The organism is Spirulina sp. LEGE 11439 (assembly GCF_059821285.1).
Genome location: NZ_JCAMRX010000036.1, coordinates 53,450 through 67,028 on the forward strand (window position 1 = coordinate 53,450; position 13,579 = coordinate 67,028).

The 13,579-nt window shown below is 41.2% G+C and carries 14 protein-coding genes; 12 read left to right on the forward strand and 2 right to left on the reverse strand.

Going from position 1 to position 13,579, the window contains the following annotated elements:
- Positions 1-63: 63 nt before the first annotated feature.
- Positions 64-894 carry a slipin family protein gene (locus AC6RV6_RS20745; protein ID WP_500242782.1) on the forward strand — a complete coding sequence of 277 codons (831 nt, stop codon included), beginning with the start codon at positions 64-66 and terminating at the stop codon, positions 892-894.
- A gap of 275 nt (positions 895-1,169) precedes the next feature.
- Positions 1,170-2,123 (forward strand): NAD(P)-dependent alcohol dehydrogenase, encoded by a 954-nt coding sequence (locus tag AC6RV6_RS20750; RefSeq protein WP_500242795.1) that lies wholly within the window; start codon positions 1,170-1,172, stop codon positions 2,121-2,123.
- A 29-nt stretch (positions 2,124-2,152) separates the two neighbouring features.
- On the opposite strand, the gene AC6RV6_RS20755 is transcribed toward AC6RV6_RS20750, so the two are convergent.
- Complete coding sequence (locus AC6RV6_RS20755) at positions 2,153-2,761, reverse strand: flavodoxin family protein (protein WP_500242783.1); 609 nt, start codon at positions 2,759-2,761, stop codon at positions 2,153-2,155.
- Positions 2,762-3,026: 265 nt separating this feature from the next.
- On the opposite strand from AC6RV6_RS20755, the gene AC6RV6_RS20760 reads away from it, so the two are divergent.
- The 9 genes from AC6RV6_RS20760 (at position 3,027) to AC6RV6_RS20800 (ending at position 12,577) form a co-directional block, all read left to right on the forward strand.
- Positions 3,027-4,217: an MFS transporter gene (locus AC6RV6_RS20760; protein WP_500242784.1), complete on the forward strand. Its 1,191-nt coding sequence runs from the start codon at positions 3,027-3,029 to the stop codon at positions 4,215-4,217.
- On the forward strand, positions 4,218-5,258 hold the full coding sequence (locus AC6RV6_RS20765) for a thiamine phosphate synthase (protein WP_500242785.1): 1,041 nt from the start codon (positions 4,218-4,220) through the stop codon (positions 5,256-5,258).
- 24 nt (positions 5,259-5,282) lie between these two features.
- On the forward strand, positions 5,283-5,501 hold the full coding sequence (gene thiS / locus AC6RV6_RS20770) for a sulfur carrier protein ThiS (RefSeq protein WP_500242786.1): 219 nt from the start codon (positions 5,283-5,285) through the stop codon (positions 5,499-5,501).
- Between the two features lie 5 nt (positions 5,502-5,506).
- Positions 5,507-7,099, forward strand: a complete 1,593-nt coding sequence (locus tag AC6RV6_RS20775) for a glycosyltransferase family 39 protein (RefSeq protein WP_500242787.1) — start codon at positions 5,507-5,509, stop codon at positions 7,097-7,099.
- Between the two features lie 24 nt (positions 7,100-7,123).
- Positions 7,124-8,014 carry an ABC transporter permease gene (locus AC6RV6_RS20780; protein ID WP_500242788.1) on the forward strand — a complete coding sequence of 297 codons (891 nt, stop codon included), beginning with the start codon at positions 7,124-7,126 and terminating at the stop codon, positions 8,012-8,014.
- On the forward strand, positions 8,011-8,880 hold the full coding sequence (locus AC6RV6_RS20785) for an ABC transporter permease (RefSeq protein ID WP_500242789.1): 870 nt from the start codon (positions 8,011-8,013) through the stop codon (positions 8,878-8,880). The genes AC6RV6_RS20780 and AC6RV6_RS20785 overlap by 4 nt, the downstream gene beginning before the upstream one ends.
- Positions 8,881-8,942: 62 nt before the next feature.
- Complete coding sequence (locus AC6RV6_RS20790) at positions 8,943-10,007, forward strand: ABC transporter substrate-binding protein (RefSeq protein ID WP_500242790.1); 1,065 nt, start codon at positions 8,943-8,945, stop codon at positions 10,005-10,007.
- Between the two features lie 265 nt (positions 10,008-10,272).
- Positions 10,273-11,367, forward strand: a complete 1,095-nt coding sequence (locus tag AC6RV6_RS20795; RefSeq protein WP_500242791.1) for an ABC transporter substrate-binding protein — start codon at positions 10,273-10,275, stop codon at positions 11,365-11,367.
- Positions 11,368-11,437: 70 nt separating this feature from the next.
- Positions 11,438-12,577 carry an ABC transporter ATP-binding protein gene (locus AC6RV6_RS20800; RefSeq protein WP_500242792.1) on the forward strand — a complete coding sequence of 380 codons (1,140 nt, stop codon included), beginning with the start codon at positions 11,438-11,440 and terminating at the stop codon, positions 12,575-12,577.
- 119 nt (positions 12,578-12,696) lie between these two features.
- Here AC6RV6_RS20800 and AC6RV6_RS20805 read toward each other — a convergent pair whose 3' ends face one another.
- Positions 12,697-12,834, reverse strand: coding sequence for a hypothetical protein (locus AC6RV6_RS20805; protein ID WP_500242793.1), 138 nt, complete (start codon positions 12,832-12,834; stop codon positions 12,697-12,699).
- A gap of 107 nt (positions 12,835-12,941) precedes the next feature.
- Between AC6RV6_RS20805 and AC6RV6_RS20810 the strand changes: the two genes are divergently transcribed.
- The coding region (locus AC6RV6_RS20810; protein ID WP_500242794.1) for a LuxR C-terminal-related transcriptional regulator at positions 12,942-13,579 on the forward strand (638 nt) is incomplete at its 3' end.

Sequence of the window (13,579 nt, forward strand, 5' to 3'; positions counted from 1 at the left end):
AATTCTTATTTTCTGAGTCAACCTAGAGATAGAAGCCGCGCGAATTATCTTGGGGGAATTGAGATGGAAGTTCTAGTTTTTCTAGGTGGAATTGCCTTTTTTTATGCCTTGAGTGGGTTTAAAATCGATCGCGAGTATCAGCGAGGGGTTATCTTTCGTTTAGGGCGCTATAAAGCGATTAAAGGACCTGGACTCTATTGGATTATTCCTGCGATCGACCAGAAAGCTCGAGTCGATATTCGCACAAAAACCGTTGACATCGCCCCACAAGAAGCCGTAACTGCCGATAGTGTTACCATTAAAGTAAATGCCGTCCTTTATTATCGCATTCTCGACCCCAATAAAGCCATTAATAAAGTTGAAAAATATCAAGATGCAGTGTATCAAACGGCGATGACCACCTTACGAAATGTCGTCGGACAGAATATTCTTGATGATGTCTTGCAAAATCGCGATAAGATTAATTATAAAGTCCAAGAAATTGTCGATGAAGTTACTGCCCCTTGGGGAGCAGAAATCGAACGAGTCGAAATTAAAGATGTTGAAATTCCTATTGCCATGCAGCGTGCAATGGCGAAAGAAGCAGAAGCAGTACGTGAGAAAAGGGCGCGTTTAATTAAAGCCTCTGCGGAACAAGAAGCCTCAATCAAACTAGCAGAAGCCTCGCAAAAAATCATGGAAAATCCGGCAGCTTTGGAGTTACGAAGACTGCAAATGCTAACCGAAATTGGTGCGGAAAATAACACGACTACCTTAGTAATGATGCCTTCCGATATAATTTCTTTAGCTAAACAATGGACGGACGCATTAGAAAAAGGAAAAATAGCTCAATCTCCTGTACAAATGAATGGAAATCAACATTTAGACAGTCTGAATCAAGACAAAGTTCAATAGGGGTGCATCTCAAATTTGTAAATCGATAATTTAGACAACGGTAGAATCAGGGTTTTAGCTTCCGATTCTGGTGTTGTTGCAAAACTGAGATGCACCCGTTCAATAGAGTTATCGTCAAGTTACTCAAGATAGAGCAAGAGATCGTCAAACTTGCTCTCTCTAATATGTTAATAAGTCCAAGAAAATCCTCTGAAGATTTATTAAGATTTACCATTCTGCGAGGGAAAATTCCCTATGATAACGATCGCTCGAATAATTTCTCTAAATTTGCGATCGTGAAAGCAGTTATCCTTGAAGAATATGGCTCCTCCGACCTGCTACAATATGTCGAGATTGACAAGCCGAAGATTACAGCAGAACAAGTCTTAATTAAAGTTTGTACCAGTAGTATCAATCCTCTCGATTGGAAAGTTCGCAAAGGAATGCTGAAAGCCTTTTCGGGCAAGAAATTTCCGAAAATATTGGGTTTTGATGTTGCGGGAATTGTTGAAGAAATTGGCGATCGCGTCACGCAATTTAAATCGGGAGATGCTGTATTTGCTTGCACGAGTGCAGGTTTTCAAGGCAGTACCAATGCTGAATATATTGCTGTTGCCGAAAGTATTCTTGCTCCTAAACCTGCTAATATAAGCTATGAAGAAGCGGCAGCAGTCCCTTTAGCGGCTTTGACGGCATTGCAGGCATTGCGAGATCTAGGGCGAGTTAAGGAAGGCGATCGCGTTCTCATCAATGGTGCATCGGGAGGAGTTGGCGTTTTTGCCGTACAAATTGCCAAAAAATTAAGAGCAAAAGTAACGGGAGTTTGCAGTACAAAAAATTTAAACTTAGTGCGATCGCTGGGAGCAGAAACCGTCCTCGATTATACTCAAGAAAATTTCACTCAAAATTCTGTCCGATACGATTGCATTTTTGATGTGGTTGCCAAAAAGACATTTCCTCAATGCCGTCAGGTTCTCAAACCGAAAGGTATTTATATTTCAACGCTTCCCGATCTCTCGGGGGCATTTTGGAATGTTGTCACGAGTATTTTACCGGGGAAAAAATCAAAATGGATCGTGTTGAACCCCAAGGCAGAAGATTTAAATATTCTCAAAGATTGGCTTGAAAGCGATCGCCTGCGTGTAATTATCGATCGCGTTTACCCTCTCTCAGAAGTGGCGATCGCCCATGATTACAGCGAGTCAGAAAGAGCCGTTGGCAAAATTATTATTAAGGTATCGGAGGAATAAAATAATAAGTTCGCTGTCGGCACAAATTCTTAACTTGCAGTTGCCAGCTTTTGACCTAATTTTTTAGCTTGTCGTACAATGCGATCGTTGAGTTTATTTTCCTTCGGATTAACCAGTCCAACCCATAATATACCTACGGGTTTCGCCCCTAACATTTGCGCCAAATTTTTCAGCGATCGCATAGCCCCGCTTAAAAACCTTCCCATCCAAGCCGGGGCAGCACTCGAGGAAACCAGAACCGCTTTTTTATTGGGTTGAGGATTTCTCAGTTTAGGAATGGGTGCATCCCACGGCCAATAACTGTAACACACACAGCGTTCTAAAAACCGTTGCGTTAAGGCATTAATATTGCCAAAATTAACAGGGGCACCGATCGCTAAAGCATCTGCTTGTTCGATCTCTTGTAAAATCTCATTCATATCATCTTCGAGGACGCATTTTCCTCTTTCCTTGCCCGGTTTCTGTACGCAAGTACGGCAATTCGTACAAAACTCAATCTGTCGATCTTGAAGGTAAATTTTCTGGGTTTCTGCCCCTTGATTCTCTGCTTCGGTGAGAATTTCTGTAATTGCCGAATCTACGATCCCATTTTTGCGATAACTGCCGATAATACCAACTACTTTTTGATGTTTAGTCATTGTCCTTTCCTGCTGATTTAGAGAGATAGAAAGACAACTATTTTGTTCTATTATAACGCAATAAATGACATTATTTACAAAATTTATCTGTATTATAAGAATTGCGATCGTGCTTTTGTTGAGTTGGGAAAAGTCTGCGATCGCGTTTCATTTTTGAATCGGCGCTTTCCTCAGAGTGACAAAAGAAGATTACGATCGCTTCACAAGTCATTTCGACTGACAGCAAAGGCAAAATAGAATCATAAAGAGTTTGGGTAAAAAAACAATGGCACGAGATCGAGTTTTGTGGTGGCGCGTTGGTGGAATTACGGCAGTGCAAGGCGCTATTACCCTGACATGGGTGATTTATGCGCTATATTTACCGCCATTATTAGAACAGTTAGGTTTTGCCAAAGAATTCGCGATCGTTCTTTTAACCATCGAACATGCCTTAGAAGCCGTTATCGAACCCATTGCTGGCGGTTTGTCCGATCGCTTTCAACGGTTTATGGGGACGCGGTTTCCTTTTATTGCAGGGGGGGTAATTCTTGCTTCTGCTTGTTTTATTGGCATTCCCGCGATCGCTATCTTCGGTGGTTCTTCCGCGATCGCGAAATCAATTTTTCCTTTTATTGTTGTCGCTTGGGCATCGGCGATGGCAATTTTCCGCAGTCCCGCCGTGGTATTACTGGGAAAAACCGCCCCTCCCGTCGCCTTACCCGTTGCAGCAAGTTGTTTGACTCTGATTCAGCAATTGGTCGGCGGGTTGCGATTTACCGCTTATGGCTTCATTTTAGGCTTTGGACCCGCATTCGCCTTTGCGATCGGCTCTGTCGCGTTATTAATCGGGGCAGCCTTTTTACGCTTTGTCACCCCGCCAGATTCCCCGCAACCCGAAGAAAGTCAAAATAGCGAGAATCTCGGTTTACCCACTGTGTTAGTCATTATTGGCACCGGAATTGGTATTGCTTGGGCATTTCGCTTTTTATTCGCCACCTTGGGGCCGGTTTATGGCAGTTTCTTAGCCGAGAATGTGGGTTGGGGAATGACGGGATTTAGTTTGGGAATGGCAATTTTTGCCCTTCCCGCCGGAAAATTGGCAGTCAAATTGGGCAATACTCGAGGAATGTTAGCGGGAATTGGCGGCGCGATCGTTTTGTTAGAAATTGTTACATTTTTTCCCAATGGAGTCGGAGTCGCGATCGCATCGGTATTCTTGGCCTTTGCCTTTAGCCTCATTCTCAATGGGATGGTTCCCTTTGTCTTGGGATTAGTCCCCCCAGTGCGATCGGGATTGGGGATCGGCTTGTTTTTTGGCGGGTTTAGTGCCGCTATGAGCTTCTTTGATGGCATATTCTTGGCCGTGAAAGGGATTCCCGCAACCGGAATCCGAGGCGCGATCGCGTTGGCATTTGCTGGTACATTAATTGCATTGAGTACGCGAATTTCTACGGTAATCGAAGGACAAAGCAGTTAAATGGGCGAACAAAACAGAGATGACTTGTGGCAAATGCAAGCTGTCTACCGGATTTTAGATGCCAATCTAGACCGGGCGCGAGAAGGTTTGAGAATCGTTGAGGAATGGTGTCGCTTTGGCTTAAGCGATCGCCAACTGACTCAAACGTGCAAGGAAATGCGCCAAGAAATCGCCACTTGGCACAGTGCTGAAATTCGCCAAGCCCGGGACACTCTCGGCGATCCCGGTACGGACTTATCTCATCCTCAAGAAGAAACCCGCACGAATATCAAACAAGTTTTACAGGCGAATTTATGCCGAGTACAAGAAGCCTTAAGGGTTTTGGAAGAATACGGCAAATTGGAACGCCCGGAAATGGCAACGGCGGCGAAGCAAATTCGCTATCGGACTTATGTTCTGGAAACAGAACTTTTTGGCACGAGTCGCCAGCAACTTCTCGATGAGTCGTTACTATATCTCGTCACTTCTCCCTCTCAGCAATTATTTGCTGTTGTTGAAGCGGCTTTGCAAGGTGGTTTAACCCTCGTGCAGTATCGCGACAAAACTGCTGACGATACTGTGAGATTGGCACAGGCGCAAAAACTCTGCGATCTCTGTCATCGGTATCGGGCGCTATTTATCGTCAACGATCGCCTTGATATTGCCTTGGCGGTCGATGCGGATGGAGTCCACTTAGGGCAGCAGGATACCCCCATCGAAGTCGCGAGGAGACTTTTGGGGTCTCGTCGTCTTATCGGTCGTTCTACCACAAATCCGGGGGAAATGGACAAAGCGATCGCCGAGGGTGCGGACTATATTGGAGCGGGTCCGGTGTACGAAACTCCCACCAAACCGGGCAAAGCGGCAGCAGGATTTGAGTATCTGCGTCATGTCGAGGCAAATTGTCCGCTTCCTTGGTTTGCGATCGGCGGGATCGACGAACAAAACCTCACTGAAGTTATCGAAGCAGGCGCAAAACGAGTAGCAGTTGTGCGATCGATTATGCAGGCAGAACAACCGACGCGGATCGCTCAATATTTTCTCAGCCAACTTAAACAGTGACCAGTTATCAGTTATCAATGAATAATGAACAATGAACAATCGATAACCTTACAAGTCAATGGTGAAGCTGTAATCTGTAGCGCCAACAGTTCTTTGCCAGAACTTCTCGAACAAATAGGACTCAATCCTCGTTTGGTTGCCGTTGAATATAATGGGGAGATTTTGCATCGGCAATATTGGCAAAATACGATAATGCAAGCAGGCGATCGCTTGGAAATTGTTACTATTGTTGGTGGAGGATAAAAATTGTGAAAAGGTGGCGTTGGTTTTGTCTTATTATTCTTATTTTAGGCATCTTTTTGCGCTTCTATAATCTGGATGGCCAAGTTTATTGGCACGATGAGGCTTTTACTTCACTGCGAATTTCTGGTTATACTGCCGAAGAAGTCAAGCAAGAGGTTTTTACCGGCGAAGTTATTCAAGTTAAAGACTTACGAAAATATCAAAACTCCAACCCCGATCGCAATATATTTCATGTTATTAACGCTCTTGCCTTGGAAGATTCTCAACATCCTCCACTTTATTATATTTTAATTAAACTTTGGGCGGCTCTGTTTGGGTCTTCAATTTCTGTTGTTCGCAGCTTTTCTACGTTGATAAGTCTCCTGATTTTCCCTTGTTTATATGGACTATGTTGGGAGCTTTTTCGCTCGCCCTTAGTAGGATGGATGGCGATCGCACTTTGCTCTCTTTCTCCTTATTTCTTTCTCTACGCCAGAGAAGCAAGAGAATATAGTCTCTGGACGGTTTCAATTTTACTGACCAGCATCCTCTTATTAAGAGCAATTCGCTTCACCCATACTAGGGCGACTTGGCCACAAAAGTTGCAAAAATGGGGCGGTTATTCTTTTGCTCTAGCTTTCTCCTTCTATATCTTTCCTATCTCCGCGATCGTGGCAATGGGACAAGGAATATATCTTTTTCTCGTTGACATTATTATCGCCAAATTGCGGGGCATAAAATCATTTTTGTTTTATAGTTTTGCGTCCTGTTTTGCCTTATTTTTATTTTCTCCTTGGCTGAGAGTCATGCTATCTTCTTGGTCAAAAACAGGACCAAGTTGGACAGAAATTCCTTTGCCATTTTTGCTCTGGTTAAAACTTTGGGGAATGCACTTTAGTCGCCTTTTTATCTTTTCGAGAGAAAATTTTGGTTTTGATACTTTACTAAATTACATAACGCTCCCTTTATTCTTAATTTTAGTTTTTTATTCCTTTTATTTTCTCTGTTGTCATACTCCTGTAAAAGTATGGCTATTTATTCTCATCTTAACATTAATTGTTCCTTTAGCCTTAGCCTCTCCCGATCTTATTTTAGGGGGACAACGATCTACTTCTAGTCGCTATCTTCTCCCCATGTATTTAGGTATAGAAATTGCGATCGCTTATTTATTCACAACGAAAATTTTACACCCTAAGATTTGGCCAAGTTTCTTCTGGAAAGCGATAACTTTATCAATTCTGACAATAAGCTTAACTTCTTGTTTATTTTATGTTAATTCGGAGGCATCTTGGACTAAAGTTATTAGTTTCAATAATCCTCAAATTGTCAGTGCGATCGCGCCTAGCGACAACTCTTTACTTATCACAACTTCTTTTGGTATTAATTTTGGTAATATTCTAGCATTGAGCCATGCCCTCAATCCAAATCTAAATTTATTATTAATAAACGATGGAGAGAAAGTATCTTGGGAGAGAATAGAAAATATTCCCAAACATTTCAATATGTTCTATTTTTTAAATGTGCCAAATGAAATACGAGAACTAATTGAAAATCATCAAGGCTTAAAAAGTAAGTTGATTTATCAAAACATTCATCTCTGGCTCTGGAAAAATCTATAAAATCAAATTTTTTGAACTTCTACTATGAATTTCACTCAACTCAAACTACAGGAAAAAATAAATTTATATTTACAAACAGATAGACGGAAAAAGATTAATCTTTTCGTTTTCTTGTTTCCCGGAACATTCTGGCTGATCTTCTTTTTTATTTTCCCGTTAACTATTGTTTTAATTTATAGTTTCCTAGAAAGGGGAACGTATGGTGGTGTGAGTTGGATCTTTACTCTAAAAAACTATCAGCGCCTCTTCGATCCAATTTACTGGACAGTCTTTTTTCGCTCCTTATACCTTGCCTTTCTAACAACTTCAGCTTGTTTACTGGTTGGCTATCCTCTTGCCTTTTTTATTGCTCTACGACCTCCCAAATGGCGTAACATTCTCTTATTTCTAGTAATTATTCCTTTTTGGACAAACTTTCTAGTTCGGATTTATGCTTGGATTGTTTTGTTAAGAAGCGAAGGTGTCATTAATATTGTCATCCAAAGTCTCGGAATTGCTAATGAACCCTTAGAGTTACTTTTTAATTCTTTTGCTGTTTCAATTGGTCTGATTTATGGCTACCTTCCCTTTATGATTTTACCACTTTACGCAACCATTGAAAAATTCAACTTCTCTTTAATTGAGGCTTCTCAAGATTTAGGTGCGAACGATCTAAGAACTTTTATCAGAATCGTTTTACCTTTAACATCGCGAGGAATATTAGCAGGTTCTCTCTTGGTTTTTATTCCTTCTGTGGGTGAATTTGTCACCCCAGATATTTTAGGAGGGGCGAAAACATTAATGATGGGAAACTTAGTTCAGAGTCAATTTTTAGGGGCAAGAAATTGGCCATTTGGGTCTGTTTTATCCATCGCCATGATGGCAATTGTCTTACTTCCCATTCTTATTTACTTTAGAGTCTCAGAAGAAAAATGACTATTGTGCCAACGACAACTAAAAAAATAGATTTATTAATCCGTTCTTGCGGAAAATCAGCTTTATGGTTGAATTCTATTTTTGCTTTTCTGTTTCTCTACGCCCCTATTTTAATCCTGATTATTTATTCCTTTAATCAATCGCGATCGACGGCAGTTTGGCGTGGATTTACTCTCAGTTGGTATTTCGATCTTTTTGCAGGCTTAATCGGAACTGGAACACCCAACAATACGCAAATATGGGATGCTCTAGGGAATAGTATCATTGTCGGAGGAATTTCGACAATTTTGGCAACAATTCTGGGAACTGCGATTGGATTAGGAATGGAAAGATTTCGCTTTCGCGGACGCACAGTTTTAGAAGGATTATTATTTCTCCCCATTATCATTCCCGATATTACCATGGGAATTTCTCTCCTGATTTTCTTTAGTTTTATCTTTCAGTTATTAGAAAATATAACAGGAATTCATTTGGTTTTGGGATTACCCACAGTAATTATCGGTCATGTTTCTTTTAATATCTCTTATGTTGCAATTATAGTGAGAACTAGGATTGCCGAACTCGATCCGGCTTTAGAAGAAGCCGCATCAGATTTAGGAGCAAATGAATGGAAAGCTTTTCAGCACGTCACTTTACCGTTAATTGCACCGGGAATACTCAGTGGAGCGCTATTAGCCTTTACTTTATCATTAGATGATTTTGTGATTACCTTTTTCACCAATGGGGTAGGATCGACGACACTACCTGTTTTTGTATATGGAATGATTAAACTATCCGTGACTCCTGCCATTAATGCAATTTCAACAATTATGCTCTTGCTGTCTATTGGTATTGTTATTTCTTCTTTAGCGCTACAGCGACGTTGAAATCTATAATACAATGACTAAGGTTAGTCATTGTCCTACTCTTTAATCTTGAGGATTAAATCATGAAAAAAATTCTGACTCTTCTGTTTTTGTTCGTTTTTGGCCTCACAGTGTCGTTTTCGTGTACGACAGGAAGTTCTAGTTCTACCAATACAGTTCTGAATATTTATAGCTGGCCACTTTATATCGATGAAGAAACCATTCTAGAATTTGAAGAAGAGTTTAATGCCAAAATTCAATATGATACTTATGACACGAATGAGACATTACTCGCTAAAATCCAACCGGGAAATCCGGGCTATGATATTATCGTTCCCAGTGGAGATTTTGTGGATGTTATGATTTCGCAAGGATTATTAGAAGAACTCAATCACGATAATATTCCCAATCTCAAACATCTCGACGACGCATTTGTCGATGCACCTTTCGATCCGGGCAATCAATATAGCGTCCCTTATGTATGGGGAACGATGGGCATTGGTTACAACATTGAGGCGACGGGGACAGAGATTACCAATTGGAAAGATATTTTTGACTCTAAATATAAAGGGAAAGTTGCATTGCTAGATGACTCGCGAGCAACATTGGGACTAGTGTTGATGCATTTAGGTTACGATCCCAATACGATTAATGAAGGCGAAATTAGTCAAGCGAAGGACTTTCTCATTGCTAACAAAGATGTGATTGCTACTTTTGCTCCAAATACTGGACAAGACTTACTCGCTCGAGGAGAAGTAGATATTGCATTTGAAGCAAGTGGCGATATTTTTCAAATCATGGAAGAGAATGAAAACATTCGCTATACCATACCCGAGCGAGGAACAATGATTTGGATGGATAATTTGGCAATTCCTAAAGATGCCCCTCATCAAGAATTAGCCGAACAATTTATCAACTTTGTTCTCCAACCAAAAGTAGGTGCAAGGATTGCTAACTACGTTAAATATGCCTCTCCGAATAAAACCGCCCGAGAAGAAAAGTTAATTATCAAGGAAGATTTGGAAAATCCCGAAATTTACCCTCTTCCTGAAACATACGAACGTTTAAAATCTCTAAGCTCTATTGGAGAATATATTGTCTTGTACGACCAAGCATGGACTGAAGTCAAAGTAGCAGTGGGAGGATAAGCAAAGTCGCAGATTTTGAACGCCTCTCGAATCCACAAGACTGTTAAAATTAACGGGAGAGTGGATGCAACAAAAGATGCAGTTCAACGTAATGTATCGATAAATCGCGTTCCTCAATTTGACGAGGTACATCTCAAAAAAACGCAAAATCCTTATCTTGTGTTAATTCTGATGTACTCCATCTATTTGAGGAATGCTATAGAACGACTGGGATTATTAATGCTTCTACCCATTCTCATTTTTTTATAGTGACGAGGACGAAATCATGAAAAAAATCCTGATTCTTCTACTTTTATTCGTTTTTGGCTTGCTTATACCATTTGGATGTACAGCAAATAATCAAAATTCTGCCACTACGGAAAGTAATGGCAATGGAGATACCGAGAAGGTTCTGAATATTTATAACTGGTCAACTTATATTGATGAGGAAACAATTCCAGAATTTTCAGAAAAGTTTAATGTCAAGATTATTTACGATACTTATGAAAATAATGAAACACTGCTCGCTAAAATTCAACAGGGAAATCCCGGTTACGATATTATCGTTCCCAGTGGAGATTTTATTGAAAATATGGTTGCTCAAGGTTTATTAGAAGAACTCAATCACGATAATATCCCCAATCTCAAACATATTGATGAGGCATTTGTCGATCCACCTTTCGATCCTGGTAATAAATACAGCATTCCTTATCAATGGGGAACAATTGGCATTGGTTATAACCTTAAAGCAACCGGGGAAGAGATTACCAGTTGGCAAGAAATTTTCGATTCTAAATATAAAGGAAAAGTAGCATTGATGGAAGAACCTCGAGCTATTTTGGGAGTAGTTTTAATGTATTTAGGCTACAATCCCAATACTCTCAATGAAAATGAAATTACTGAAGCAAGGGATTTTCTCATCAAAAATAAAGACGTTATTGCCACCTTTGCACCAGATACCGGACAAGATCTACTCGATCAAGGAGAAGTTGATATTGCGGTTGAATGGAATGGAGATATTTTTCAAATCATGGAAGAAAATGAAGATATTCGCTATGTCATCCCCAAGGAAGGAACAATTGTTTGGACGGATAATTTAGCGATTCCTAAAGATGCTCCTCATAAAAAGTTAGCCGAACAATTTATCAATTTTATTCTCGAACCAGAAGTAAGTGCGAGGATTTCCAATTATGTCAAGTATGGCTCTCCTAATAAAACTGCCCGCGAAGAAAATTTACTCGAAAAGAAAGATCTCGAAAACCCCGGAATTTATCCCCCAGCCGACACATTTAAACGGTTAAAATATGCTGACGATCTGGGCAAAGATACTGTTTTATATGACCAAGCATGGACTGAGGTAAAAGTTGCAATTGGAGGCTAAGAAAGTCGCAGATTTTGAGAGTTTTCCGACTCTAAAGAGCCGTAAAATCAAATTAGCAGAGGGTGCAACAATGGATGCAGTTCAACTGGTTAATGTATCGAAAATATTTAAAGGCAAAAAAAATCGTGAGACTTTAGCGGTTAATAATGTCACTCTGAATATTCGAGAAGGCGAATTTTTCTCGCTTTTAGGATCTTCTGGGTGTGGTAAAACGACCATTTTACGGACGATCGCGGGGTTTGAGTTGCCCACTGCGGGAGAAGTCTACATTCATGGAGAAGCGATGGGCGATCGCCCGCCTTTTCATCGTCCGGTGAATACAGTATTTCAAAATTATGCCCTCTTCCCTCATCTCACGGTTGCTGAAAATGTTGCCTTTGGTTTGGAGATGGATCGCCTGCTGCGATCGGAAATTCGCAGTCGCGTCGGGGATGTTCTAGCTTTAGTGAAACTCAATGGCTTGGAAGATCGCCGTCCTCGTCAACTATCGGGAGGTCAGCAGCAGCGTGTAGCTTTAGCAAGGGCTTTAGTGAAAAAGCCAGAGGTTTTATTATTTGACGAACCTTTAGGCGCACTCGATCTCAAACTGCGAAAGGAAATGCAGATCGAACTCAAACAGATGCAGCAGCAAGTCGGTATTACTTTTGTTTACGTGACTCACGATCAAGAGGAAGCCTTAACGATGTCCGATCGCATTGCAGTTTTGAGTAACGGGCAGGTGTTACAGGTGGGAACGCCAACGGAAATCTACGAAACTCCTAATTGTCGCTTTGTGGCGGATTTTATCGGGGAAAGTAACTTTTTAGTGGGACGAACGATTGAATGGCAAAAGGCAGGTGCGATCGTTTTAGTGGATGAAGAGTTACCGATTTCCGTGCCTTACGAGTCGGAACTTCCCATTGGAAAAATTGTGACGTTGGTGATTCGTCCAGAAAAAGCGACCATTCATCCCGAGAATTATCTGGATGAAAAAGGATTATTGGGAACTGTTGAGGAAATGGTTTATTTAGGCACGGATACTCGTTTTATCGTGCGTTTAACCTCACAAAGTTTAATCTCTATTAGACGACAGAATTTATATCGCAATAATTTGAGTTCTTTTGCTGTCGGAGAGAGAGTGCGAATTCGAATTGCACCAGATAGCATCCGGATTTTAGAGGAGGGCGCACTCAGTTCGGAACGGTTAAAAATCCCTTCAAATCTGGTTTAGGTTGCGATACGGCTGGGGCTGCGTTTCGCGATCGCGAGTAGGGTAATTTCTTCTCGTAATTCAAATTAATAGCAATTTCCGCAAGGGCGCAAGCATTGCGCCCTTCACGATCGCAGAGTTTATCGATCGACTCGAATTACCGCAGGAGTTGCGAGAATTGTTTCGCGAGGTTGGTAAAACTCTGTCGCTAAACTGGCGATCTGTAAGGTTAAACTGGCGATCGCGATAACCAGATAACAACGTTCAAAGGAACTCATGGTACTGTCTCCTTTTGCTCTAACTTGAGTTATTCTGATAGTAGGCCTCAACCTTTAAACATCTCTTGCACGGGGGTTTAAAGGAAAAACTCGCAATTTGTGCAAAAATGACTCGAGGACAGTTTGAACAGACATTTCAGGGACTCCCCAAACGACGGCGAGAGGTTTTAGAACGGTTTCTCGCGGGGGTAAAGGATGAGGAAATTGCACGAATTTTGAACATCAAAGAAGGGACGGTGCGATCGCATATCCGCAATAGCTGCGATGCGTTTGGATTAGAGAATTTGCACGAGGATGACTATTCCTCCCGACGCGGCGATCTGGTTGAATTGTTTAAGCGGTATAAACCGGAGTTAGTGAAAGAGGAAGAAGCGATCGCATTCGATCCAAACTTTGTCGGGCGAGAGGAAGCGATCGCGGATCTGAATGCGCTAATACAAGAGGGAGCAAAATGTATCCAGATATTGAGTGCGGGGGGACAGGGAAAAACAACTCTCGCTTGGAAGTTTTTAAAAACCCGTTTTCCCAACAAAGAGGATATTATCTATTTTCCCATTGGCAAAGAAACTAAGGATATTGCCTCGATAGAAAGTTTAGTTGAAGAGAAATTGCGACTGTTGGGAGAAGAACCGGGACGAGAATTTCTGGTCTCTTTGGAACGTTTGCGAGAACGATTAACTCGTCAACCAATAGACCTCTCCGAAATACTTCGGAGAGAGTATAATAGAGTAAAAAGAGTGTATTT

Excerpts from the sequence above, each read along its gene's own strand:
- thiS (WP_500242786.1), top strand. The coding sequence starts at position 5,283 with ATGAACAATGAACAATCGATAACCTTACAAGTCAATGGTGAAGCTGTA.
- AC6RV6_RS20780 (WP_500242788.1), top strand. The coding sequence starts at position 7,124 with ATGAATTTCACTCAACTCAAACTACAGGAAAAAATAAATTTATATTTA.
- AC6RV6_RS20785 (WP_500242789.1), top strand. The coding sequence starts at position 8,011 with ATGACTATTGTGCCAACGACAACTAAAAAAATAGATTTATTAATCCGT.
- AC6RV6_RS20805 (WP_500242793.1), bottom strand. The coding sequence starts at position 12,834 with ATGAGTTCCTTTGAACGTTGTTATCTGGTTATCGCGATCGCCAGTTTA.
- AC6RV6_RS20790 (WP_500242790.1), top strand. The coding sequence starts at position 8,943 with ATGAAAAAAATTCTGACTCTTCTGTTTTTGTTCGTTTTTGGCCTCACA.
- AC6RV6_RS20795 (WP_500242791.1), top strand. The coding sequence starts at position 10,273 with ATGAAAAAAATCCTGATTCTTCTACTTTTATTCGTTTTTGGCTTGCTT.
- AC6RV6_RS20760 (WP_500242784.1), top strand. The coding sequence starts at position 3,027 with ATGGCACGAGATCGAGTTTTGTGGTGGCGCGTTGGTGGAATTACGGCA.
- AC6RV6_RS20765 (WP_500242785.1), top strand. The coding sequence starts at position 4,218 with ATGGGCGAACAAAACAGAGATGACTTGTGGCAAATGCAAGCTGTCTAC.
- AC6RV6_RS20755 (WP_500242783.1), bottom strand. The coding sequence starts at position 2,761 with ATGACTAAACATCAAAAAGTAGTTGGTATTATCGGCAGTTATCGCAAA.
- AC6RV6_RS20800 (WP_500242792.1), top strand. The coding sequence starts at position 11,438 with ATGGATGCAGTTCAACTGGTTAATGTATCGAAAATATTTAAAGGCAAA.
- AC6RV6_RS20745 (WP_500242782.1), top strand. The coding sequence starts at position 64 with ATGGAAGTTCTAGTTTTTCTAGGTGGAATTGCCTTTTTTTATGCCTTG.